The sequence below is a fragment of the Streptomyces sp. AMJ-169 genome (assembly GCF_055597585.1).
The window spans coordinates 48154-70471 of sequence record NZ_JBVLTJ010000013.1; the positions used below are offsets into that span (position 1 = coordinate 48154).

Sequence of the window (22318 nt, forward strand, 5' to 3'; positions counted from 1 at the left end):
TTGATCCGGAAGGGAGGAGAAACCCCCCCCCGCCTCCCCCCCCCCTCGAACCCCGCCCACTCTGGCCCCCCCCCTCCCCCCCGCGGCCGGCCGGCGCAGGTGGACCGAGACCCCCAAGGACAAGCGCGGGCCGCTGCTGTTCCTGGCGGCCTCGGTGATCCTGGTCGTCGCGCTCGCGCCGTACGGGCCGCTGCTCGCCGTCGTCACCCTGATGGGCGCGGCGGCCTGGCAGGGCCGGGACCGTACCCCACCGGCTCCCGAGGGCCCCGACGAGGCCCAGACGGCGCGGCTCGGGTCGCTGTACGAGGCGCTCGTCCCGTACTTCTCCACCGCCGAGGACCCGAGCCCGCTCTACTGCCACGGCGGCGACTGGGAGAAGGCGTTCCCGTCCCACGAGTTCGACACCTCCGGCCGCGTCACCCGGCTGAGCATCCGCTACCCCGCCTACTTCCCCGACGGCGAACCGGAAGCCCGCGCGCGCGTGGAGCAGCTGCTCGCCGCGAAGGCCGGCCGGGGCCGCGAGTACCTCTTCCGCTGGGACGAGGAGGGCAACGAGCTGACCGTCGATGTCCTCGCCCCGCTCCCCGCCGACATCGCCGCCCAGCCCTTCGTCACCTCCCCAGGCGAAACGGTCCTCGGCTTCACCGACCCCTCCCTGGTGCAGCGCACGCTCCCCCTCACGTACGAGGACGAGCGGCGCGACGTCCCCCCCGTCGTCTGGCGCACCGGTATCCGCTCCACCGAACCCCACCTCCTGGCCGTCGGCCACCCCGGCGCCGGCACCTCCACCCTGTTGCGCTCGATCGCCCTCCAGGCGCTGCGCCACGGCGACGTCCTGATCGTCGAGGGCGGCGGCACCGGCGAGTACGCGTGCCTGACCGGCCGTGACGGCGTCCTGGCCGTCGAGGTGGGTCTCGCGGGCGCGCTGGCGAGCCTGGAGTGGGCGGCGCAGGAGACCGAGCGCCGGCTGATCGCCGCGAACCGCGCCCGCCAGGCCGGCCACGCCCCGCCGGAGGACACCAAGCGCCCCCTGTGGCTCCTCCTGGACCGCCCGACCTCGTTCAGCCACCTCGCCGCCGCCGACGGCCGCCGCGACCCCCAGAGCTTCCTCCAGGTCCCCCTGAGGCACGGCCGCGCCGCGGCGGTGACGGTCGTCGTGGCGGAACAGTTCGACGCGCTGGACGCCCTGACGGACGCCGTCCGCCAGCACACCCGCGCGCGCGTGGTCCTCGGTCCCGCCTCCCACGGCCACCTCGCGGCGGTCCTGGGCACGCCCCCGCACACCACCCCGGTCGACCACATGCCCCAGGGCCGCGGCTACGCCCGCCTCGGCGCGGGCCCGGTCCACCGCCTCCAGGTCCCGGCCACCCCGGACCCCTACGACGACGCCACGAGCGACGCCCACCGCCAAGCCGTCCTGGACCTCCTGCCGCAGCGCAGCGCCCCGGTGGACGAGGACACGGTGTCGGTGGAGACGGTGTCCATGGAGAAGGCGTAACTCCTATAGAGGTCTGTGTAAGGGGCGTCCTCAATAGAGGGCGCCCCTTACACATGCGCACACCCCCCTCACCCCCCTCACGCCACAAACGTCCGAGGCCCCTCCCCGCCACTCCCCCACTTCCCGCTCTCCACCAGCCGGGCCGCCGCGGCGAGCCGTGAGGCGGCCTCCTCCGCGACCGCGCCCCCCACGGTGAACGGCAGCCGCACATACCCCTCGAACGCCCCGTCCACCCCGAACCGCGGCCCCGAGGGCACCCGCACCCCGACCCGCTCCCCCGCCTCCGCGAGCCGCGACCCGGACAGCCCCCCGGCCCGCACCCACAGCGTGAGCCCCCCGCGCGGCACCGCGAACTCCCACCCGGGCAGCTCCTTGCGCACGGCGGCGACGAGATCGTCCCGGTTCTGCCGGGCCTGCACCCGGCGCAGCTCGACGGCCTCGGCCCACCCCCCGGTCGCGAACAGCCAGTTCACGGCCAGCTGCTCCAGCACCGGCGTGCCCAGGTCGGCGTACGCGCGCGCGGCGACCAGGCTGCGCACCACGTCGGGCGCGGCCCGCACCCAGCCGATGCGCATCCCGGCCCAGAACGCCTTGCTGGCGGAGCCGACGGTGATCACGGTGGACCCGGCGGGGTCAAACCCGCAGACCGGGCGCGGCATGCCCGCGCCCTCCAGGGGGTCGAGCCACAGCTCGCTCATGGTCTCGTCGGCCACCAGCACGGTCCCGGCCGACCGCGCGGCCTCGACGAGCTGCCGCCGCTGGTCCTCGTCGGCGAGCGCCCCGGTCGGATTGTGGAAGTCGGCGACCACATAGGCGATGCGCGGCGCGGCCTCCCTGAGGATCTGCCGCCAGCGGTCCATGTCCCACCCGGCGAGCCCCTCGGCCATCGCGACGGGCACCAGCCGCGCGCCCGCCTCCCGCATCAGCTGAAGGATGTTGGCGTAGGAGGGCGACTCCACGGCGATCCGCTCGCCGCGCCCGCCGAAGAGGTGGCAGATGGCGTCGATCGCGCCCATCGCGCCGGTCGTCACCATGATCTGCTCGGGCATCGTGGGGATGCCCCGCGCGGTGTACCGCTCGGCGATCATGGCGCGCAGCGCGGGCAGCCCGGCCGGATAGTCGCCATGGGTGTGCGCGTAGGGCGGCAGTTCCTCCAGGGCGCCCTGGACGGCCCGGGTGAGCCAGGGCTCGGGCGCGGGCAGGGCGGCGCAGCCCAGGTCGATCATCGACCCGAGGGTCTCGGGGGGCAGCGGTTCGAGCCCGCGCGCGGGCAGCGGGTTCCCGGCCGGTACGACGGTCCAGCTGCCGGCCCCGCGCCGCGACTCCAGGAACCCCTCCGCGCGCAGCGCCTCGTAGGCCGCCGCGACGGTCGTACGGCTCACCGCGAGGGCCACGGCGAGTTCACGTTCGGCGGGGAGGCGGGCGGCGACGGGGACGCGGCCCTCCAGGACGAGGAGGCGTACGCCGTCGGCGAGCGCCCTGTAGGCGGGCGGGCGGCGGGTCGCGGCGCCCGCGGGGCGCTCCTGCTGGGAGGTCAGCAGCCGCGCGAGCTGCGCCGGCCCGATCGCCGAGGTCCACTGCGCCATACGGATCAGTCCACCTTCCTCGAATTGGCCATGGATGGTCCGTCCTGTCTCCCCACAGAGTGGCACGCGGCAGTCCACTTCGACCAGCAGGGGGTCCTCCTTGGCCACCAACCGCCGTCTCGGCCGACGGCTCGTCCAGCTCTACGCCGGTCTCGTGCTGTACGGCGTCAGTTCGGCGCTCCTCGTGCGCGCGGGGCTCGGTCTGGAGCCGTGGGGTGTGCTGCACCAGGGGCTCGCCGAACTGACCGGGCTGACGATCGGGGTGGTGTCGATCGTCGTAGGGGCTCTGGTGCTGCTGCTGTGGATACCGCTGCGTCAGCGGCCGGGGCTCGGGACGGTCTCCAACGTGTTCGTGCTGGGCCTCGCGATGGACGGCACGCTGTCCCTCGTACCGGACGTCCATGGGCTCGTCGTACAGGTTCCGCTGCTGCTGGCGGGGATCGTGCTCAACGGGGTGGCGACGGGGCTGTACATCGCCGCCGCGTTCGGGCCCGGGCCGCGGGACGGGCTGATGACGGGGCTGCACCGGCGGACGGGGAAGTCGATCCGGCTGATGCGCACGGCCGTGGAGGTCGCGGTCGTGGCGGCCGGGTTCGCGCTCGGGGGGACCCTGGGGGTGGGGACGGTGCTGTACGCGGTGGCCATCGGGCCGCTCGCCCAGGTGTTCCTCAAGGTGTTCGCCGTCGCCCCGGCACCGGCCGGTCCGGCGGCCGTTGCCGCCGGGACACCGCGGGGGGCCATACTGCGGCGGTGACCACCCAGACACGCCATCCGTACCTCGACCACCCGGGGCCCATCCCGTTCGCGCACCGCGGCGGGGCCGCGGACGGCCTGGAGAACACCGTGGCGCAGTTCCGGCGCGCGGTCGCGGCGGGCTACCGGTACATCGAGACGGACGTCCACGCGACCCTGGACGGCAAGCTGGCGGCCTTCCACGACGCGACGCTGGACCGGGTCACCGACGGCGCGGGCCGGATCGGGGAGCTGCCCTGGGCGGACGTCTCCCAGGCGCGCGTCGGCGGCAAGGAGCCCGTGCCGCTCTTCGAGGAGCTGCTGGAGACGTTCCCCGAGGTGCGCTGGAACGTCGACCTCAAGGCGGAGCCCGCGCTGCACCCGCTGCTGAACCTGATCGCCCGCGCGGACGCCTGGGACCGGGTCTGCGTCGGCTCCTTCTCGGAGGCCCGGGTGGTGCGCGCCCAGCGCCTGGCGGGCCCGCGCCTGGCGACCTCGTACGGCACCCGGGGGGTGCTGAACCTGCGGCTGCGGTCCTGGGGGGTGCCGGTGGGGGTGCGCCGGTCGGCGGTGGCCGCTCAGGTGCCGCAGTCCCAGTCGGGCATCCCTGTGGTCGACCGGCGGTTCGTGGACATCGCGCACGCGCGCGGGCTGCACGTCCACGTCTGGACCGTCAACGAACCCGGGCCGATGCACCGCCTCCTGGACCTGGGTGTCGATGGCATCATGACCGATCACATCGACACGCTGCGGACGGTCATGCAGGAGCGGGGCGTCTGGAACTGACGCCCCGCGCGCGGGGGAGGCGAAGGGTTGAGCACCGAGACGGCCGAGGCCACGGACACCGGACGCGAGCGGCGCGGCTGGTACTTCTACGACTGGGCGTGCTCCGTCTACTCGACGAGCGTCCTGACCGTGTTCCTGGGCCCCTATCTGACGTCGGTCGCCGAGCGCGCCGCCGACGCCGACGGGTACGTCCACCCCCTGGGCATACCCGTGCGCGCGGGGTCGTTCTTCGCGTACTCGGTGTCCTTGTCGGTGATCGTCGCCGTCCTGATGATGCCCCTGGTGGGCGCGGCGGCCGACCGCACGGGACGTAAGAAGCCCTTCCTGGGCGCCGCCGCTTACACCGGGGCCGCCGCGACGACCGCGATGTTCTTCCTGGACGGCGACCGCTATCTGCTGGGCGGGCTGCTGCTGATCGTCGCGAACGCGGCCCAGTCGGTCGGGATGATGCTCTACAACGCCTACCTGCCGCAGATCGCGGGCCCTGAGGAGCGGGACGCGGTCTCCTCGCGCGGGTGGGCGTTCGGGTACGCGGCCGGGTCGCTGGTCCTGGTCGTCAACCTGGTGCTGTATCTGGCGCACGACTCCTTCGGGGTCTCGGAGACGACGGCCGTGCGGATCTGTCTGGCCTCGGCGGGCCTGTGGTGGGGCGGTTTCACCCTGATCCCGCTGCTGCGGCTGCGCGACCGCCCCGCCGCCCCGCGCGCGGAGGCCACCGCGCCGGGCCTGCGGCAGCTGGCGGCGACCTTCCGGGACATGCGCCGCCACCGTCTGACCCTGTCCTTCCTGCTGGCCTATCTGATCTACAACGACGGCATCCAGACCGTGATCTCCCAGGCGTCCGTCTACGGCTCCGAGGAGCTGGGCCTGAGCCAGTCCACCCTGATCGCGGCGGTCCTGCTGGTCCAGGTGCTCGCGGTGGCGGGCGCCCTGGGCATGGGCCGCCTGGCCCGCGTGTACGGCGCTCAGCGCACGATCCTGGGCTCGCTGGTGGCCTGGGCGGTCATCCTGGGCGCCGGCTACTTCCTGCCCGCAGGAGCGCCCGCCGGGTTCTTCGCGCTGGCGGCGGCGATCGGCATGGTCCTCGGCGGCAGCCAGGCCCTCTCCCGGTCCCTGTTCTCCCATCTGGTGCCGCCGGGCAAAGAGGCCGAGTACTTCTCCGCATACGAGATGAGCGACCGGGGCATGAGCTGGCTGGGCCCGCTGTTGTTCGGGATCACCTACCAGCTGACGGGAAGCTACCGGGACGCGATCATCTCGCTGGTGGCCTTCTTCGTCATCGGGTTCGCCCTGCTGGTGAGGGTCCCGGTGCGGCGGGCCATCGGCGACGCGGGAAATCCCGTTCCCGAGAAGATTTAGCGCTCACGGCGAAAGGGCGGTAGTGTACGCGTTTGGCCTGCCAGGCGTACCGTTACTGCGCGTCAAAGATGCCGAAACGCTGGGTGACATCTCATAGCAGAGGTGACAAACCGGGCGCCGGTGGGTACTGCACTGGTTGACAAGGCTGCGGCCACGACGGCGAGCTTGACCCGGAACGGGACTCGGAACGGGAATCTTTACCGCCGACCGGACGTTGACCGGATGACGACGACAGCGACACCTGTCCTGTGGGCGACAAGCCCGGGAGGCACGATTCATGAGTGAGCGAGCTCTTCGCGGCACGCGCCTCGTGGTGACCAGCTACGAGACGGACCGCGGCATCGACCTGGCCCCGCGCCAGGCCGTGGAGTACGCATGCGAGAAGGGGCACCGCTTCGAGATGCCCTTCTCGGTCGAGGCGGAGATTCCGCCGGAGTGGGAGTGCAAGGTCTGCGGAGCGCAGGCACTCCTCGTGGACGGCGACGGCCCTGAGGAGAAGAAGGCCAAGCCCGCGCGTACGCATTGGGACATGCTGTTGGAGCGGCGTACCCGCGAGGAACTTGAGGAGGTCCTTGAGGAGCGTCTCGCCGTACTGCGGTCCGGTGCGATGAATCTCGCGGTGCATCCCCGAGACAGCCGTAAGTCGGCGTAGCCCTTCGGGGCTCGGGCCGGCTGATCAGCGCACGTTTATGACCGCGGGCGCCGTACGTGAGGTTACGTACGGCGCCCGCGGTCTTTTTACGGATCTGGACCGAACAGCTCGGATCTGGGCCGAACAGCTTGGAAAGCCCCGCTCAGTAGGTCAGCGGGCGCCTCGGGCCCTCGTTCTGCGGGCCCGCCGGCGTTCCGTCCTCGCGGATGACCTCGCCCTGGACGACCTTGCCGTCGGGGCGGTGGATGCGGGCCTGCTGGAAGGCGTCGCCCAGGCTGCCCGGGGTCGCCGCGCGGAGTCTGCGCTCCACCGCGCGCTCCGCGTAGGCCGCTATCGCCTTCTGGACCGGGGGGATCAGCAGCAGGAGGCCGAGGGCGTCGGAGATCAGGCCGGGGAGCATCAGGAGGAGGCCGCCGAGCATCATCAGGCCGTTGCCGCCGCTGGCCGAGGGGGAGCCGCCGCGCTGGAGGGACTCGTTCAGCGCGCGGAACGCCCGGCGGCCGGCCCGCTTGATGACCACCGCGCCGAGCACGATCCCGGCGATCAGCAGCAGGAAGACCACGAACCCGCTCGCCGCCTCGGCGACCACGGTCAGCAGCCAGATCTCCAGCACCAGCCAGGCCGCGATCCCCAGCGGCAGGAACGTCCGCAGGCGGGAGCGCGGAGGCCGGGCGGGGTACGTGGGGGTCGAAGCGCCAGTCGTCATGCTCCCAGTGTGCCTGGACACGCCTCAGAGCGGCATAAGCGCATGGTCGGACGGAGCTGTGAGCAAATGCGCGATACGGCCCCCTGCTGCCGCTCCTACTGCCCCTGCGGACGCGGCTGCGGCGCGGCCCCCTTGCCGGCGATCTTGCCGACCCGCTCGCCCACGCCCCACGCGGTGACCCGCCACAGCGCCTCGACCAGGATGTCCTTGCTCATCTTCGAGTCGCCCAGCTCACGCTCGACGAACGTGATGGGGACCTCGACGACGTGGTAGCCGGCCTTGACCGCGCGGCGCGCGAGGTCGACCTGGAAGCAGTAGCCCTGGGAGGAGACCTCGTCGAGGCCGAGGCCCTGGAGGGTCTCGCGGCGGAAGGCGCGGTAGCCGCCGGTGATGTCGCGCAGCGGGAGGTCGAGGGCGACGCGGGAGTAGAGGCTGCCGCCGCGGGAGATGAACTCGCGGGACTTGGGCCAGTTGACGACCCGGCCGCCGGGGACCCAGCGGGAGCCGAGGACGAGGTCGGCGCTCTTGAGGGCGGTCAGCAGGCGGGGCAGTTCCTCGGGCTGGTGGGAGCCGTCGGCGTCCATCTCGACGAGGACGCCGTAGTCGTGCTCCATGCCCCAGCGGAAGCCCGCGAGGTAGGCGGCGCCGAGGCCTTCCTTGCCCTTGCGGTGCAGGACGTGGACCTGGCCGTCGGAGGCCGCGAGCTCGTCCGCGAGCTTGCCGGTGCCGTCGGGGCTGTTGTCGTCGGCCACGAGGACGTGGGCGTCGGGGACCGATTCGCGGACCCGGCCCACGATGCTCTTGATGTTCTCCGCCTCGTTGTAGGTCGGAATGATCACCAAGGCGGTGCCGAGCGGCCCGAACCGCCTCCCCCAGTCCTGTGCCTCAAGGGTCCCGTCGTCGTTCACTGCTGCCCCATTCATGTCCGTGCGCAGAGCACCACCATAGTGCGCGCCGCCTGCGATGACGGGACAGAACCTTCACACAGCGGTGTCGATTCCCCAAGAGCGGGGTAAGAGGCTTTTTTCCCGGCGGCCGGGCGGTGAACCCCGCGCGGGGGCGAGGTGAACGGGGCTGCGGATGGGGGCCCGGCGCCCTTCGGGCCGACCTGGGGCCCGCTGGCTGCGGGTCGACCGAGAGCCGTTGTCTACTGAGCTCCCGGGCCCCATCCGGGTCACACCTCCCCGATCGGCGGAACGTTCCGTCGCCGCTGCGCGGGCGCTGGGCCTGGCTCCCAGTGGCGGCGCTTCTTGGGCACCGCCCCTGACCCAGCGGCGCCGCGGCGAGCCGTGGAGGTCTGCCGTCGGGGCGTCCGGTGGTGGACTCGGCCGAACCTACCGGCCCTCCGCCGCCCGCTGTCAACACCCGTTCGACCTGCGGGTCTTCCAGCAATGCCCTGGTCAGGGCAGAGGCGGAACGTTCCGCGTGAGCCCGCGCAGACGGGTGATCTTGGGGCGGGCGCGGGGCTCGGGTCACTCGGGCGGCCGTACGAAAGACGTACAGCTGCCTTTGGGGCTACGACGCCCCCCGCACTCACCTACCGAGACGCTCGTACACCGTCCGCCCCCCGACCACCGTCCGCAGGCACACCGGCAGTTCTCGGCCCGGGGTGAGGTCGGGCAGGCCGGGGGTGCCGGAGCGGGGGTCGGTGGACCAGCGGGCGACGCGGTCGTCGGGGGCCTGGACGATCAGTTCGCCGGTGTGCCAGACGGCGTAGTCGGCGGGGGCGCCGGGGACGAGGACGCCGGCGTCGTCGCGGCCGGTCGCGCGCCAGCCGCCGCGGGTGTGGGCGGTGAAGGCCGCGCGGACGGAGACGCGGTGCTCGGGGGTGTGGTGGAAGGCGGCGGCGCGGACCGTGCCCCAGGGGTCCAGGGGGGTGACGGGGCTGTCGGAGCCGAAGGCGAGGGGTACGCCCGCGCGCAGGAGGGCGGCGAAGGGGTTGAGCCCCCGCGTGCGGTCCGCGCCGAGCCGCTGGGCGTACATTCCTTCGGCGCCGCCCCACAGGGCGTCGAAAGCGGGCTGCACGGACGCGGTCAGGCCCAGCTCGGCGAAGGCGGCGATGGTCTCGGGGGTGAGCATCTCGGCGTGCTCGACGCGGTGGCGGGCGGCGCGGACGCGGGCGAGGCCGACCTTCCCGACGGCCGCGCGGATGCCGTCGACGACGGCGGTGACGGCGGCGTCGCCGATCGCGTGGAAGCCCGCCTGGAGGCCCGCCTCGGTGCAGGCGACGACATGGGCGGCGACGGCGTCCGCGTCCAGGTAGGCGAGGCCGGTTCCGGGTCCGTCGGCGTACGGCTCGTGCAGGCAGGCCGTGTGGGAGCCCAGGGCGCCGTCGACGAAGAGGTCCCCGGCGGCGCCCGCCGCGCCCAGTGCGCGGGCCTTGGCGACGTCCTGTTCGGCCCAGTAGCCGACGACCCGGGGGCCGCTCCCCTCGGCGGCGAGCCGCAGCAGGGCGGTGAAGTCGTCCTCGGAGGAGATCTCGGGGCCGCCGCACTCGTGGACCGAGCCGATGCCGAGGGAGGCCGCGCGGGCGAGGGCGGTGCGCTGGGCCTCGGCGCGCTGGGCCGGTGTCACGGCCGCGTACGCCGCCGCGCGGACGGCGTGGTGGGCGCCGGCCGTCAGGGGGCCCTCGGGGCGGCCGAGGCCGGTCAGATCCAGCAGGGCGGTGCTGACGACCGCCGAGTGGACGTCGATGCGGGACAGGTACAGCGGGCGCCCGCCGGTCGCCTCGTCGAGCTCCGCGCGCGTGGGGGGCCGTCCGCCGGGCCAGCGGGAGGCGTCCCAGCCGTGGCCGAGGAGCACCTTGTCGGCCGGGCGGGCGGCGGCGAACGACCGTACGCGCGCGAGGGCGTCGTCCAGGGTGGGCGCGGTGGAGAGGTCCAGGCCGGTCAGGGCGAGGCCGGTGGCGGTGGTGTGGACGTGGGCGTCGGTGAACGCGGGGGTGACCAGGGCGCCGTCGAGGTCGACCACCTCGTCGACCCCGGCCGCGAACGCGTCCGCGGCCCCTTCCGAGCCCACCCAGGCGACCTGCCCGCGCTCGACGACCATGGCGGTCGCGAACGGGTCGGCGGGGCTGTGGACCTCCCCTCGGCGCAGCAGGACGGTCTGGGGATCGGGGGTGCGCTCACTCATGGACAACAGTGTCCCGCTTGGGGGGTCCGCTCCATCCACAGGGCCTGTCGTCTCGTACGACGATCAGCCCGCGCGCGCCGCTAGATCCGCGGCGGCCGGGCCTCGTACGGCGTGGAGAGCACCACCGTCGTCCGGGTCGACACCCCCGCCAGCGCCCGCAGCCGGCCCAGGAGCTCCTCCAGTTCGTGCGGGGTCGCCACGCGGACCTTGAGGATGTAGTTCTCGTCGCCCGCGACGCTGTGGCAGGCCTCGATCTCGGGGACGCCGGAGAGGCGGTCGGCGATGTCGTCGGGGGCGCTGGGGTCGAAGGGCTTGACCGAGATGAACGCGGTCATGGGCAGCCCGACGGCCTCCGGGTCGACGACGGCCGCGTAGCCGCGGATGACTCCCCGCTGCTCCAGCCGGCGCACGCGCTGGTGCACGGCCGACGTGGACAGGCCCGTGGCCTTGCCCAGGTCGGTGTAGCTCATCCGCCCGTCCTTGACGAGCAGCTGCACGATCTGTCGGTCCAGCTCCTCCATGGCGCTGAACCTACAGGGCCACCGTTGCCCTCGTATACCTATGCAGCGCAGGTCATAGCGGGTTCTTGTGCGGCGGGCGGGGCCGCTGGGGCGGGTGAGGGGGTGTGCGGCGGGTCCGGCACACGCGGATGGCATGTGACGAACGCCACATCACCTGGGCGGGCTTCGTGATGGGCCCGTGATTACCGCGCGGACCCGCTGGGAAGTGCTTGCTGTGGTCGAGGCCGCAGTGCCTTCACGGCCCAGCCCGAGGGGGAGAATCCCATGCAGAGTCTTCAGCGCCCTGGTCGCCCCGCGCCCAAGCGGCTCCATTCGGTCGCCCCGCCCGAGCCGGAGGGCGTCGAACCCGACGACTTCGACTCCGCGGAGCCCGACGCGTACGACACGCTCGACCTGCTCCGGGTGGTCTGCCCGGACTGCGCGCAGCCGATCGCGCTGCTCGCGGACGACGAGGTGCTCCCGGAGCACGCGCTGTACGCCTCCCCGTGGAACCCGTTCGGGCTCACGGTGTGCGCCGGTACCGGCCGGGCCGCCGCCGACGCTCCTTCCGCCGACGAATCGTTCGAGCAGCCGCAGGAGCAGGAGACCGCGATCCTGCTGACGCTGCCGCAGGGGCTCGACTGGCGCACCCAGCCCTTCTCGCACGTCGGTGGCCCGGGTTCGCGCCCGATGCGCCCGGTGCGGGTGCCGGTGCTGCGCCGGCAGGCCGCCTGAGGCCCGCACGCCTCCAGCTCCCGTACCTCCTCGGCGTCGGCGCGCCTTGACCCGGCCCGCCGCCCACTCCAAGTGGCCTGTGAGATACGGGAGTTGACGTTTTCCCGGTCGGCCGCGCACCTGACCGGGGCATCCCACGAACTGACGCCCGAGCGGGCGGTGCGGTGACCTCAGCCCGGCGGGGCGCGTTGGCCCAGGCATGACTGCCGCATATTCGACACCGCGCCGGCTGAGCTACGTGCCGTCCCCGCCCCAGTTCATATCCCGCACCCCGCAGACGCCCGTGCCGGATCCGCCCATCTACCGTGACCTGATGCGGACTTGGGAGGACCGGGGGCGTACGGTGCCGGGCCGGCACGACCCGGAGTGGGCGCGGCTGGCGGCGCCGGTGGTGCGGCCGGGGGAGTTCGGCGGGGGGTTATGAGGCGGTGAGGGGTTGCGCGGCTCGGGGTTGCGCGGCTCAGAGTTACAAGGCTCGGGGTTGCCAGGCGCGGGTGGAGCGGCTCAACTGGCCGTCCAGCGGCTCCGGTTCGTCAACTTGCCGTCCGGCGGCGCCGGTTCGCCGACTCGCTTTCCGGGGGCGCCGGTTCGCCGACTCGGTCTCCGGCGGCGCCAACTCACCCCCGGTACGCCTCAACTCCCCTCCCCCTCCCCCGAGTTCCCCCCTCACTCCTCCCGCTGCGCCGCCTTAGGCGCCGGGTACTCCGGGTCCAGTTCCTCGATCGCCCGCATCGCTCCGCCCAGCGTCTTCACCAGCAGTTCCCCCATCTCCGTACGGGTGAGGAGGCCCGGCCGGTCGACCCAGTCGAGGGTGGCGCCCTCGACGCCGCACACCCAGGACAGCAGGCCCATGCGGGCGAGCGGGGCGATGTCGGTGTGGCCGTAGGCGCCGTCGGCGATGGTGGCGACGATGGCCTCGCGGACGCCGTCGCGGATGGCGTGCACCTCGGTGTCGAAGCCGACGCCGCCGCTGACGATCGTCCGGTAGGCGGCCTGGTTGTGCTCGGCGTAGCGCAGATAGCCGTCGATGGTGCGCTGCACCCGGTCCACCTGGGCCAGTTCGAGGCCGCTGGCGGCGAAGGTGACCAGGTCGGCGACGGAGTCCTGGATGATCGCCAGGTAGTAGCCGCGCTTGGACTGGAAGTAGTAGTAGATCAGCCCCTTGGCGACCTGCGCCTGGCGCGCGATGTCGTCCATCGACAGCGCGTCGTAGGACGTGTCGGCGAACAACTTCCGCCCGATGGAAATGAGTTCGGCGCGCCGCGCCACGGAGCGCTCGGTGCCGCGGGCCCGGGGGCTGACGGCGTCGCGCTGTCGGCTGATGTTCAATACTCGACCCTGGTCTCGGGCGGCCTGTGGGACCCCCGCAGTATGTCAGGTCAAGGGTGGGTCAGGTCACATCAGCCGACTGATCGGGCCACGGCACCGCCGCCGGGTCACAGCAGCCCCAGGGCGGTCACGAGCATCGCGACGACCACGACGAGGACCCAGCCCATGACGTGCTCGGCCAGCTGGGGACCGTCGTCCTTGGGCCCGCCGGTGCGGACGCGGGCGGCGAGAGCGGAGTTTGCTGTCATTCGTCCACCTTGCCATCGGACACGGCTTTCGCGGCGGAGACGTTGCTCACGAGACGCAGCTCACAGCGCCGCCCGCTCCGGGGTCGCCCGAACGGGTCAGGCCCGCACCCCCACCTTCGAAAGCGCCGCCCGCTGAAGGGGGTTGGGCCGCGCCGGGAAGTACAGGTAGCAGACTCCCCCGCTCCCGGAGGACACCTTCCCCTGCGCGTCGTACCGCTTGGTCCGCAGCCAGATGTTCTCCCACTCCCGCCGCCGGTAGACCCGCCGCACCCCGTCGTCGGTGGGCGCGGCGGGGTCGTTCGCGATCACGTCGCCGTCCGCCGTGAACCCGATCACGGTCATCAGGTGCCCCGGCGTCCCGTACCCCGCGCCGGTCAGCTCCTCCTTGAGGAAGGACTGGGAGGTGATCACCGGGATGCCGGCCGCGATCAGGGTCTCCAGGTCGGTGAGCGAGCGCAGTCGCGTGATCACGCCCTGGAGGCCGGGGAAGGTGGCCGCGTAGGCGGCGTTGAAGGGCCAGTTGCCGCAGCCCTCGTACTGGTGGTCGTAGGTATAGCGGGCCGCGTGGCACACCTGGGGGTCGGTGAACTGCGGGTTCACCCAGGCGAGTTGCTCCGGTGACAGCCGTTTGCCCCAGGACTCGACGATCATCTGGGACGAGGTCGGGCTGCACCACGCCTCGCCGCCGCCGTCGTACTCCGGGTACTGCCCCTTGTGGATCTCCTGCGAGTAGCGCGGGACGGTGAGTTCGCGGGCCGGCGTCGGGGTGGAGGCGGGGACGGTGAACCGGTCGGGGACGGCTGAGGCCATCGCGCCCAGTCGCCAAAGGGTGGGCGTGAGGCGGGAGTTGGGGCGCCGGTAAAGAGTCGCGCGCAGGCGGTACGACGTGAGGCGCGGTCCCTCCGCCGGGTCGTCCAGCGCCCAAGTGTCCGTGGAGATGCTGGACTTGCCGTCCTTCTGGCCGTCGACCGAGGTCCGCTTGATGTCCTGGTCGCCCGCCGCCCAACGGCCCATCACATACCAGGGGGTGGCTGTGCCGTCGGCGTACGTGCCGCTCAACTCGGCCTGGAGCCAGGTGCCTTCGGGGGTGTGCGCGTTCCAGGAGGCGATCGCCTCGGTGGCGCCGAAGGGGAGCGGGTGCGCCGGCGAGGTCCAAGTGGCGTACTCCCAGGTGGACTTGGTGCCGGTGTGCGGGTCGGTGTAGTCCGTCGTACCCGCCGGCGCCGCGATCACCACCCCCGGCCGCCGCCCCGCGACGGCCCGCGTCCCGCCGTGTTCCCCGCCCCGCCAGTCCGTGTACGACGTCCAGCCCCGGTAGTCCACGCTGTGCTGCTCCTCTGTCTCGGCGGCGGCCGGGCCGCTCCCCGCGGCGACGGCGGTGACCAGGGCCGCGGCCAGGACGGTGCGGCGGGACGGGTGTGCGGCGCTGTTCATGCGGGACCCCGGGGTTCGGCGGACGGTACGCGCGCCACTATGGCCGCGCGGACCCCCACGCGGCCAGCATCCCGGACGGCCGCGCCGCGAGTTTCGGCAGCCGCCCGTACTCAGCGCCTCCCCGCACCCCGGCCCACACCCGCAAGGACCCGGCACCTCCCCGCGCCCCCCGATCCCCGCCCCCCTAAGCTGGCGCCACCCCTCCCTACGACCCCCAGGACCCGCCATCCACCCCCTCACCAGCGCCCTCCCCCGCCTCGCCCCCTCCTGCGGCCCCGTCCGGCTGGTCGGGATCGACGGGCATGCCGGGTCCGGGAAGTCGACGTTCGCCGGGCGGCTCGCGGCGGCCCTCGGCGGCGCGCCCGTGCTGCATCTCGACGACTTCGCCACCCACGAGGAGCTGTTCGGCTGGACCGGGCGGCTGCTGGGGCAGGTGGCCGGTCCGTTCGCGCGCGGGGAGGCCGCGCGGTACGCGCCGTACGACTGGGAGGCGCGGCGGTTCGGGGCGGAGCGGGTGGTTCCGCCGGCGCCGGTCGTGCTGGTCGAGGGGGTCGGGGCCGGGCGGCGGGCGCTGCGGCCGTATCTGGCGGGGCTGGTGTGGATGGAGCTGGGCCGGGAGCGGGCGTGGGAGCGGGGGCGGGCGCGGGACGGGGCGGGGCTGCGGGGGTTCTGGGACGGCTGGGTCCGCGCGGAGGAGGCACATTTCGCCGAAGACCCTTCACGGCCGTACTCAAATTGGCTGGTACGGCAGGGAGTTGAGGGGTACGAGGTGCTGGCGGGGCCCGCGGGACGACTTGGTGCGGACCAATGAGTCACGTAGCGTGACCGACTCCTCGTGTTGTGGTGAACCTGTGAAGAGGCTGGCCGAAGATTGTGACCAAGTCCCTCAACTCGGCTTGACCGACGGGCCGTACAGGACTTACGTTCTCAATGTGCGGCATTCGAAGCCGCCTTTGGACGCGAAGCCCCCGGTTGTTCCCCCGTGATCGGGGGCTTCGTTCTGCCCGGAAGTCCTTCCGGGGCCCCTCGAAGCCCCTCCCAAGGCGTGTTTTCCCGCCGGGAGTTGGCCATTTCCGCTCACCCTGGGTCACCGTCCGCGATCTGTCACATCTGCTCCCACCTCGCCAAACGTCCTGTGCGGCACCCTTCGGTGTGCCCGGTCGGCGCGGGTACGCTTGTCCGGTGCGACCTACCGGACAGCTGCTTCGCGCACATCTCAACTCCGGTCCGCGGCACAGCGGTTCGACTCAAGGACCCGTCGGGCGAGGCCCGGCGGCTATCCGACGGGGGCACGGTTTGTGGGGGACGTGATGGACTTCGGCACACGGGGACCCGAGGCCCCGGCCGACCTCGCCTGGCTGCGGGGCCTGGACGCCTACACGATGGGCGCCTATCCGCAGGCGGAGGAGGAGTTCCGCACCGCGGTGCGGATCGACCCGGGCATGGCCGACGGCTGGCTCGGGCTGCACGCGCTGCGGGTGGACACGACGACGGCGCTGCTGCGGATGTTCCGCCACCGCGAGCGCTTCGGCGAACAGCGCACCCGGCACCGCCGCACCCTCAACTCCTGGTACTGGCTGGGCTGGTGGGTGCAGCCGGTGCTGGAGAGCCCGCGCGATCTGCTGCTCGCGCACGCCTCGCACTGGCTCGACGGACGCCATGTCCCCGAGCTGGACCGGGCGTTGGCGGGACTGCCTCCGGTCGACACCGACCACCAGGTCCGCTTCCTGCACGCCTGCCGGGCCTACCTGGTCAAGGACTGGGAGCAACTGGTACGCAACACCGACCAGTTGCTCGACGATCCGCTGCTCGGCATCGAGGCCGGCCTCTTCGGCGGGATGGCTCGCGTCAGACTGGAGATGTACGGCCAGGCCGAACCCCTGCTGTCCACCGCCCTGATGCGCTGCCGCAGCGAGCAGCCGCAGCGCAAGGAGCTGCGCTACTGGCTGGCCCGCGCCCACGAGGGCACCGGCCGCTCCGCCGCCGCGCTCCCCCTCTACCGCGCGGTCCACCGCGTCGACGCGGCCTTCATGGACACCTCGGCCCGCCTCGCGGCGATCGCCGAGGGCGACGGGTACGACGACTCCTCCGACCTCGCCGCGATCACCCTCACCGGGTTCGGGCAGGACAGCGTCGACGGGCCCGACGGGTTCGACCCGCTCTTCGGGACCGAGGGCCGGGATCTGAAGCTGCCCGAGCCGGGCGAGCTGCCGCCGGCCCTGCCGATACCTGTCGGCGACCCCGGCGTACGGGAGAAGTCGGGGCCCGCCTCCGTGCTGCCGCCCGGCCCCACCGACCCCGGCTTACTTGAGGAAGCCCTCGCCGAACTGGAGCGGATGGTCGGGCTCGAACCGGTCAAACGCCAGGTCAAGGCGCTCTCCGCACAGCTCAACATGGCCCGGCTGCGCGCCGGTCAGGGGCTGCCGGTCCAGCCGCCGAAACGGCACTTCGTCTTCTCCGGCCCCTCCGGCACCGGAAAGACCACCGTCGCCCGCATCCTCGGCCGCGTCTTCTACGCCCTCGGCCTGCTCGGCGGCGACCACCTGGTGGAGGCCCAGCGGGCGGACCTGGTCGGCGAGTACCTGGGCCAGACGGCCGTCAAGGCCAACGAGCTGATCGACTCCGCGCTGGGCGGTGTGCTCTTCGTCGACGAGGCCTACTCGCTCTCCAACTCCGGTTACGGCAAAGGCGACGCGTACGGCGACGAGGCGTTGCAGGTCCTGCTGAAGCGGGCCGAGGACAACCGGGACCACCTCGTCGTCATCCTCGCCGGCTACCCCGAGGGCATGGACCGCCTCCTCACCGCCAACCCCGGTCTCTCCTCGCGCTTCACGACCCGCGTCGACTTCCCGTCCTACCGCCCCATGGAACTCACCTCGATCGGCGAGGTGCTGGCCGCGGAGAACGGGGACGTCTGGGACGAGGAGGCCCTGGACGAGCTGCGCTCCATCGCCGGGCACGTGGTGGAACAGGGCTGGATCGACGAACTCGGCAACGGCCGCTTCCTGCGCACCCTGTACGAGAAGAGCTGCGCGTACCGGGACCTGCGGCTGTCGATGTACAACGGCCCCCTGTCCCGGGACGACCTGTCGACCCTGCGCCTGCCGGACCTGATGCAGGCGTACGGGGAGGTGCTGTCGGGGAGGGGACCGCAGGATCCGTCGGCGCTGTAGGGGCTCGTTACGAGGGAAAGGGGCGCGCCGCCTGAGCAACGCGCCCCAATTCCCGGCGGGGAACCCCGCCTCGGCGGCACGCCCCCGACGGCGCGCGCCCCAGCCTCAGCCGGCAGCGCGCCCACCTTCAGCGGCGCGCGCCCCTCAGCTCGCCAGCACCTGCTCCGGCACCTCCCGATGCGCCGGATCCCGCACCTCCCCCACCAGCAGCTCCAGCACGTCCTCCAGAGCCACCAGCCCCAGCACCTTCCCCGAGGCGTCCGCGACCTGCGCCAGATGGGTCGCCGCCCGCCGCATGACGGTCAGCGCGTCGTCCAGCGGCAGCTCGGACCGCAGCGTCGTCATGGGCCGCCAGATCTGCTGCGGCACCGCCCGCTCGGACTCCTCCAGGTCGAGGACGTCCTTGACGTGCAGATAGCCCATGAAGGCGCCGGTCTCGGCCGCTATCGGGAACCTGGAGTAGCCCGTACGGGCCGTGAGGGAGACGATCTCGCCCGGCGTCACCGAGGGCGCGACCGTCACCAGGGCCTCCCGCTTGAGCAGGACGTCCGTCACCGGGCGCGAGCCCAGCTCCAGCGCGTCCTCCAGCCGTTCGCGCTCCTCGGGGCCGAGGAACCCGGCCTGGCCGGAGTCCTCCAGCAGCCGGTTCAGCTGCTCGCTGGTGACGACGGCCTCCACCTCGTCCTTGGGCTCCACGCGGAAGACCCGCAGGATGCCCTGGGCGCAGGCGCCGAGCGCGATGGTGACCGGCTTGCACAGGCGGGCGAACCAGACCAGGCCGGGGCTCAGCCACAGCGCGGCCTTCTCGGGGGCGGCCATGGCGAGGTTCTTCGGGACCATCTCGCCGATGACGAGGTGGAAGAAGACCACCGCGGCCAGGGCGATGACGTACCCGAGCGGATGGATCATGCCGTGCGGGAGGTGGACCGCCTCGAACAGCGGCTCCAGGAGTTCGGCGACCGTCGGTTCGGCGACCGCGCCCAGGGTGAGGGAGCACAGCGTGATGCCGAACTGGGCCGCCGCCATCATCTGCGGCAGCCGCTCCAGGCCGTGCAGGACCTGCCGGGCGCGGGCGGTGCCGAGCGGTTCGATCTGGCTGCGGCGGACCGAGACCAGGGCGAACTCGGCGCCGACGAAGAACCCGTTGGTGAGGACCAGCAGGGCGGCGAAGACGAGTTGGAGGACGCTCATCGGGCGGCCTCCACGGCGGCGCCGGTCCGCACCAGCCGGACCCGCTCCGCGCGGTAGTGCCCGACCCGGCGCACCGACAGCCGCCAGCCGGGCAGCTCGGCCCGGTCACCGACGGCCGGGATCCGGCCGAGGAGGTCGGCGACGAGGCCCGCCACGGTCTCGTACGGCCCCTCGGGGACGTCGAGGCCTATGCGCTGGAGGATGTCGACGCGGCAACTGCCGTCGACGTCCCACGCGGGGCGGCCGTCCTCCGGGGGGAGCTGCGCCAGCTCGGGGGTGTCCAGTCCGTCGTGCTCATCGCGCACCTCGCCGACGAGTTCCTCGACGATGTCCTCCAGCGTGACCACCCCGGCCGTGCCGCCGTACTCGTCGACGACGACGGCGATGGGCTGCTCGCTGCGCAGCCGGGCGAGGAGGGGCTGGACGGGGAGGGTCTCGGGGACCAGGAGGGCGGGGCGGGCGATCCGGGCGGCGGGGGTGCGCAGCCGTTCGTGGACCGGGACGGCGAGGGCGTCCTTGAGGTGGACCATTCCGGCGATCTCGTCGATCTTGTCGCGGTAGACGGGGAAGCGGGACAGGCCGGTGGCGCGGGTCAGGTTGACCACGTCCTCGGCGGTGGCCGACGCCTGGAGGGCGCTGACCTTCACGCGCGGCGTCATCACGTGCTGCGCGGTCAGCTCGGCCAGGGAGAGGGTCCGTACGAACAGGTCGGCGGTGTCCTGCTCCAGGGCGCCGGCCTGCGCCGAGTGCCGGGCCAGGGAAACCAGCTCGCCGGGGGTGCGGGCGGAGGCCAGCTCCTCGGCGGGCTCGACGCCCATGGCGCGCACGAGCCGGTTGGCGACGGTGTTGAGGGCGGCGATCACCGGCCGGAACAGCCGGGAGAACGTGTGCTGCGGCCCGGCGACGAACCGCGCCACCTGGAGCGGCTTGGACACCGCCCAGTTCTTGGGCACGAGTTCACCGATGACCATCTGCACGGCCGAGGCCAGCAGCATGCCGACGACGACGGCGACGCCGGAGACCGCGCCGTCGGGGACGCCGATCGCCTCGAACGGCCCGTCGAGCAGCTGGGCCAGGGCGGGTTCGGCGAGCATGCCGACGACCAGGGACGTGATGGTGATCCCGAGCTGGGTGCCGGAGAGCTGGAAGGAGAGCTCCTTCAGCGACTCGACGACCGTACGGGCGCGTCTGTCGCCGTCGGCGGCGGCCTTCTCGGCGTCCGGGCGTTCCACGGTGACGAGGCCGAACTCGGCGGCCACGAAGAAGCCGTTGGCCAGGATCAGGACGAAGGCGGCGGCCAGGAGAAGTAGCGGGGTGGTCATGTTGCCGCCGCCTCAGAGGTGAGGGAGGGGGCGGCGCAGGTACTACAGGACGGTCCGTCCATTGCCGGAGGGAGTCACTCCTCGGGTAGAGGTGGCCCCCCGCGCGCCGGGCACGGCACGGCAGGGGCGGAGGTGCAAGGAGCGCGCCTCCGGCACCAGATTAATCAAGACAAGGCCCCCAGCGGCAGGCCCGACGGCCCCGAGTCAGCCCTGATCTTGCCGCCGCCGGGTCCCAGGGGTCTCTCAGGGATGTCCCCGAGACCCTCTCAGGTGCGGTTCTCGGGGTCCTGGACGGAGTGCGCCTCGACGAGAGCGCGCAGGCTGCGGGCGTCGGCGATGGCCTGTTCCTTGTTGATGCCGGGCTGGATGCCGAGCACGGGCAGGCTCGTTCCGTCGCTCAGATTCAGGAACACCCAGGGGTCACCCGGACGGAGGTTGACCTGAAGGATCTCGGCCCAGTCCAGGCGCCGCCGGCTCGCGATGTTGACGACCGTGACGCCGGAAGTCTCGGCGAGGACCCGGACCCGGGCGAGCAGCGACAGCACCCAGAAGATCAGCGCGCCGGTGACGATGAAGCTGAGCCGCTCGCCGGGGCCGAGCTGTTCGAGCAGCAGGGCGACCGCGGAGATGGTGAGGAAGATCAGCACCCCGGCCGTGAGCAGCACCGCGCGGGTGCGGCCCGGCCGGAAGGTGACGGGAAGGTGGTCCGGCATGACAGGGTTCCTCGGGAGGCCGCGGGCGGGTCAGAGACGGCAGGCGTGGATGGCCGTCGTCAGGATGGCGCGCGCGCCGATGTCGTAGAGGTCGTCCATGATCCGCTGGGCCTCCTTGGCGGGGACCATCGCGCGGACGGCGACCCAGCCCTCGTTGTGCAGCGGGGAGACCGTCGGGGACTCAAGGCCCGGGGTGAGGGCGACGGCCTTCTCCAGCTGCTCGACGCGGCAGTCGTAGTCCATCATCACGTAGGTCCGGGCGACCAGGACGCCCTGGAGGCGGCGCAGGAACTGCTGGACCTTCGGGTCCTCGGCGTCCGCGCCGGTGCGCCGGACGACGACGGCCTCGGACTTCATGATGGGCTCGCCGAAGACCTCAAGTCCCGCGTTGCGCAAGGAGGTTCCGGTCTCGACGACGTCGGCGATGACCTCGGCGACGCCCAGTTCGATGGCCGTCTCGACGGCGCCGTCGAGGTGGACGACGGACGCGTCGATGCCGTTGTCGGCGAAGTACTTGGCGACGATGCCCTCGTAGGAGGTGGCGACCGTCTTGCCGTTGAGGTCCGCGACGCTCGTGGCCGTACCCGGCTTGGCGGCGAAGCGGAACGTGGAGCGGGCGAAGCCGAGCGGGAGGATGACCTCCGCGTTCGCGCCCGAGTCGACCAGCAGGTCCTCGCCGGTCAGGCCGATGTCGAGGCGGCCGGAGGAGACGTAGATCGCGATGTCGCGGGGGCGGAGGTAGAACAGCTCCACCTCGTTGACCGGGTCGACGACCCGCAGCTCCTTGGACTCGCGGCGCTGCTGGTAGCCGGCCTCATGCAGCATGTCCGCCGCAGGGCCGGAGAGGGAACCCTTGTTGGGGACGGCGATGCGCAGCATGAGGGCGGCTTCCTTTGCTCGGTGGGGTGTCGGGGGGATGGTTCAGAGGTGGGCGTACACGTCGTCCAGCGAGATGCCGCGGGCGACCATCATCACCTGGACGTGGTAGAGCAGCTGCGAGATCTCCTCGGCAGCGGCGTCCTTGCTCTCGTGCTCGGCGGCCATCCAGACCTCGGCGGCCTCTTCGACGACCTTCTTGCCGATGGCGTGGACGCCCTTCCCGACCAGTTCCGCGGTGCGGGAGGTGGCGGGGTCGCCGGTGGCGGCCTTCTGCTGGAGCTCGGTGAACAGCTCCTCGAACGTCTTCTTGGACATGGTGACGCCCACCTTATTGCACGGGCCC

The 22318-nt window shown here is 72.6% G+C and carries 20 protein-coding genes and 1 pseudogene; 8 read left to right on the forward strand and 13 right to left on the reverse strand.

Going from position 1 to position 22318, the window contains the following annotated elements:
• Nucleotides 1-82: 82 nt before the first annotated feature.
• Nucleotides 83-1498 (forward strand): annotated as a pseudogene (locus ACYUD3_RS28730) (hypothetical protein); the annotation flags it as partial.
• 77 nt (nucleotides 1499-1575) lie between these two features.
• On the opposite strand, the gene ACYUD3_RS28735 reads toward ACYUD3_RS28730, so the two are convergent.
• A complete protein-coding gene (locus tag ACYUD3_RS28735; protein ID WP_470975848.1) occupies nucleotides 1576-3084 on the reverse strand; it encodes an SCO1417 family PLP biosynthesis transcription factor in 1509 nt (502 codons plus the stop codon).
• A 100-nt stretch (nucleotides 3085-3184) separates the two neighbouring features.
• Between ACYUD3_RS28735 and yczE the strand changes: the two genes are divergently transcribed.
• From yczE to ACYUD3_RS28755, 4 genes are all read left to right on the forward strand, one after another.
• Nucleotides 3185-3838 (forward strand): membrane protein YczE, encoded by a 654-nt coding sequence (gene yczE / locus ACYUD3_RS28740; RefSeq protein WP_470975851.1) that lies wholly within the window; start codon nucleotides 3185-3187, stop codon nucleotides 3836-3838.
• Nucleotides 3835-4602, forward strand: coding sequence for a glycerophosphodiester phosphodiesterase (locus ACYUD3_RS28745; protein WP_470975854.1), 768 nt, complete (start codon nucleotides 3835-3837; stop codon nucleotides 4600-4602). Before yczE ends, ACYUD3_RS28745 begins: the two co-directional genes overlap by 4 nt.
• 27 nt (nucleotides 4603-4629) lie before the next feature.
• Nucleotides 4630-5961, forward strand: coding sequence for an MFS transporter (locus tag ACYUD3_RS28750; protein ID WP_470975857.1), 1332 nt, complete (start codon nucleotides 4630-4632; stop codon nucleotides 5959-5961).
• A gap of 277 nt (nucleotides 5962-6238) precedes the next feature.
• The gene (locus tag ACYUD3_RS28755; protein ID WP_470975860.1) at nucleotides 6239-6613 is read left to right on the forward strand and encodes an RNA polymerase-binding protein RbpA; all 375 of its coding nucleotides are present in this window, start codon (nucleotides 6239-6241) and stop codon (nucleotides 6611-6613) included.
• Nucleotides 6614-6755: 142 nt separating this feature from the next.
• Here the strand turns inward: ACYUD3_RS28755 and fxsA are convergent, their stop codons facing one another.
• From fxsA to ACYUD3_RS28775, 4 genes are all read right to left on the reverse strand, one after another.
• Nucleotides 6756-7319, reverse strand: a complete 564-nt coding sequence (gene fxsA / locus ACYUD3_RS28760) for an FxsA family membrane protein (RefSeq protein WP_470975863.1) — start codon at nucleotides 7317-7319, stop codon at nucleotides 6756-6758.
• A gap of 95 nt (nucleotides 7320-7414) precedes the next feature.
• On the reverse strand, nucleotides 7415-8242 hold the full coding sequence (locus ACYUD3_RS28765) for a polyprenol monophosphomannose synthase (protein ID WP_470975866.1): 828 nt from the start codon (nucleotides 8240-8242) through the stop codon (nucleotides 7415-7417).
• A 610-nt stretch (nucleotides 8243-8852) separates the two neighbouring features.
• Nucleotides 8853-10451, reverse strand: coding sequence for an amidohydrolase (locus tag ACYUD3_RS28770; RefSeq protein ID WP_470975869.1), 1599 nt, complete (start codon nucleotides 10449-10451; stop codon nucleotides 8853-8855).
• Nucleotides 10452-10531: 80 nt separating this feature from the next.
• Nucleotides 10532-10972, reverse strand: coding sequence for an Lrp/AsnC family transcriptional regulator (locus tag ACYUD3_RS28775; RefSeq protein ID WP_010357977.1), 441 nt, complete (start codon nucleotides 10970-10972; stop codon nucleotides 10532-10534).
• A 264-nt stretch (nucleotides 10973-11236) separates the two neighbouring features.
• On the opposite strand from ACYUD3_RS28775, the gene ACYUD3_RS28780 reads away from it, so the two are divergent.
• Nucleotides 11237-11686: a hypothetical protein gene (locus ACYUD3_RS28780; RefSeq protein WP_470975873.1), complete on the forward strand. Its 450-nt coding sequence runs from the start codon at nucleotides 11237-11239 to the stop codon at nucleotides 11684-11686.
• A gap of 666 nt (nucleotides 11687-12352) precedes the next feature.
• On the opposite strand, the gene ACYUD3_RS28785 is transcribed toward ACYUD3_RS28780, so the two are convergent.
• From ACYUD3_RS28785 to ACYUD3_RS28795, 3 genes are all read right to left on the reverse strand, one after another.
• Entirely contained in the window at nucleotides 12353-13015 is a 663-nt protein-coding gene (locus ACYUD3_RS28785) for a TetR/AcrR family transcriptional regulator (protein ID WP_470975876.1), read from the reverse strand.
• A 107-nt stretch (nucleotides 13016-13122) separates the two neighbouring features.
• Nucleotides 13123-13263, reverse strand: a complete 141-nt coding sequence (locus tag ACYUD3_RS28790; RefSeq protein WP_470975879.1) for an SCO1431 family membrane protein — start codon at nucleotides 13261-13263, stop codon at nucleotides 13123-13125.
• Nucleotides 13264-13359: 96 nt separating this feature from the next.
• Nucleotides 13360-14697: a peptidase C39 family protein gene (locus ACYUD3_RS28795; RefSeq protein WP_470975882.1), complete on the reverse strand. Its 1338-nt coding sequence runs from the start codon at nucleotides 14695-14697 to the stop codon at nucleotides 13360-13362.
• Nucleotides 14698-14923: 226 nt separating this feature from the next.
• Between ACYUD3_RS28795 and ACYUD3_RS28800 the strand changes: the two genes are divergently transcribed.
• Together ACYUD3_RS28800 and ACYUD3_RS28805 are read left to right on the forward strand one after the other, a co-directional pair.
• Complete coding sequence (locus ACYUD3_RS28800; RefSeq protein WP_470976342.1) at nucleotides 14924-15508, forward strand: uridine kinase family protein; 585 nt, start codon at nucleotides 14924-14926, stop codon at nucleotides 15506-15508.
• A 499-nt stretch (nucleotides 15509-16007) separates the two neighbouring features.
• The gene (locus tag ACYUD3_RS28805; RefSeq protein ID WP_470975885.1) at nucleotides 16008-17870 is read left to right on the forward strand and encodes an AAA family ATPase; all 1863 of its coding nucleotides are present in this window, start codon (nucleotides 16008-16010) and stop codon (nucleotides 17868-17870) included.
• 144 nt (nucleotides 17871-18014) lie between these two features.
• On the opposite strand, the gene ACYUD3_RS28810 is transcribed toward ACYUD3_RS28805, so the two are convergent.
• The 5 genes from ACYUD3_RS28810 to ACYUD3_RS28830 form a co-directional block, all read right to left on the reverse strand.
• On the reverse strand, nucleotides 18015-19061 hold the full coding sequence (locus ACYUD3_RS28810; protein WP_470975887.1) for a hemolysin family protein: 1047 nt from the start codon (nucleotides 19059-19061) through the stop codon (nucleotides 18015-18017).
• Nucleotides 19058-20383: a hemolysin family protein gene (locus ACYUD3_RS28815; RefSeq protein ID WP_470975890.1), complete on the reverse strand. Its 1326-nt coding sequence runs from the start codon at nucleotides 20381-20383 to the stop codon at nucleotides 19058-19060. Before ACYUD3_RS28815 ends, ACYUD3_RS28810 begins: the two co-directional genes overlap by 4 nt.
• A gap of 266 nt (nucleotides 20384-20649) precedes the next feature.
• Nucleotides 20650-21096: a PH domain-containing protein gene (locus ACYUD3_RS28820; protein WP_470975892.1), complete on the reverse strand. Its 447-nt coding sequence runs from the start codon at nucleotides 21094-21096 to the stop codon at nucleotides 20650-20652.
• A gap of 30 nt (nucleotides 21097-21126) precedes the next feature.
• Nucleotides 21127-21975: an ATP phosphoribosyltransferase gene (gene hisG, locus ACYUD3_RS28825; protein ID WP_470975895.1), complete on the reverse strand. Its 849-nt coding sequence runs from the start codon at nucleotides 21973-21975 to the stop codon at nucleotides 21127-21129.
• A 42-nt stretch (nucleotides 21976-22017) separates the two neighbouring features.
• Nucleotides 22018-22290, reverse strand: a complete 273-nt coding sequence (locus ACYUD3_RS28830; RefSeq protein ID WP_470975898.1) for a phosphoribosyl-ATP diphosphatase — start codon at nucleotides 22288-22290, stop codon at nucleotides 22018-22020.
• Nucleotides 22291-22318 lie beyond the last annotated feature (28 nt).

Excerpts from the sequence above, each read along its gene's own strand:
- ACYUD3_RS28735 (WP_470975848.1), bottom strand. The coding sequence starts at position 3,084 with ATGGCGCAGTGGACCTCGGCGATCGGGCCGGCGCAGCTCGCGCGGCTG.
- ACYUD3_RS28755 (WP_470975860.1), top strand. The coding sequence starts at position 6,239 with ATGAGTGAGCGAGCTCTTCGCGGCACGCGCCTCGTGGTGACCAGCTAC.
- fxsA (WP_470975863.1), bottom strand. The coding sequence starts at position 7,319 with ATGACGACTGGCGCTTCGACCCCCACGTACCCCGCCCGGCCTCCGCGC.
- ACYUD3_RS28765 (WP_470975866.1), bottom strand. The coding sequence starts at position 8,242 with ATGAATGGGGCAGCAGTGAACGACGACGGGACCCTTGAGGCACAGGAC.
- ACYUD3_RS28770 (WP_470975869.1), bottom strand. The coding sequence starts at position 10,451 with ATGAGTGAGCGCACCCCCGATCCCCAGACCGTCCTGCTGCGCCGAGGG.
- ACYUD3_RS28775 (WP_010357977.1), bottom strand. The coding sequence starts at position 10,972 with ATGGAGGAGCTGGACCGACAGATCGTGCAGCTGCTCGTCAAGGACGGG.
- ACYUD3_RS28780 (WP_470975873.1), top strand. The coding sequence starts at position 11,237 with ATGCAGAGTCTTCAGCGCCCTGGTCGCCCCGCGCCCAAGCGGCTCCAT.
- ACYUD3_RS28790 (WP_470975879.1), bottom strand. The coding sequence starts at position 13,263 with ATGACAGCAAACTCCGCTCTCGCCGCCCGCGTCCGCACCGGCGGGCCC.
- ACYUD3_RS28795 (WP_470975882.1), bottom strand. The coding sequence starts at position 14,697 with ATGAACAGCGCCGCACACCCGTCCCGCCGCACCGTCCTGGCCGCGGCC.
- ACYUD3_RS28805 (WP_470975885.1), top strand. The coding sequence starts at position 16,008 with ATGGACTTCGGCACACGGGGACCCGAGGCCCCGGCCGACCTCGCCTGG.
- ACYUD3_RS28810 (WP_470975887.1), bottom strand. The coding sequence starts at position 19,061 with ATGAGCGTCCTCCAACTCGTCTTCGCCGCCCTGCTGGTCCTCACCAAC.
- ACYUD3_RS28815 (WP_470975890.1), bottom strand. The coding sequence starts at position 20,383 with ATGACCACCCCGCTACTTCTCCTGGCCGCCGCCTTCGTCCTGATCCTG.
- ACYUD3_RS28820 (WP_470975892.1), bottom strand. The coding sequence starts at position 21,096 with ATGCCGGACCACCTTCCCGTCACCTTCCGGCCGGGCCGCACCCGCGCG.
- hisG (WP_470975895.1), bottom strand. The coding sequence starts at position 21,975 with ATGCTGCGCATCGCCGTCCCCAACAAGGGTTCCCTCTCCGGCCCTGCG.
- ACYUD3_RS28830 (WP_470975898.1), bottom strand. The coding sequence starts at position 22,290 with ATGTCCAAGAAGACGTTCGAGGAGCTGTTCACCGAGCTCCAGCAGAAG.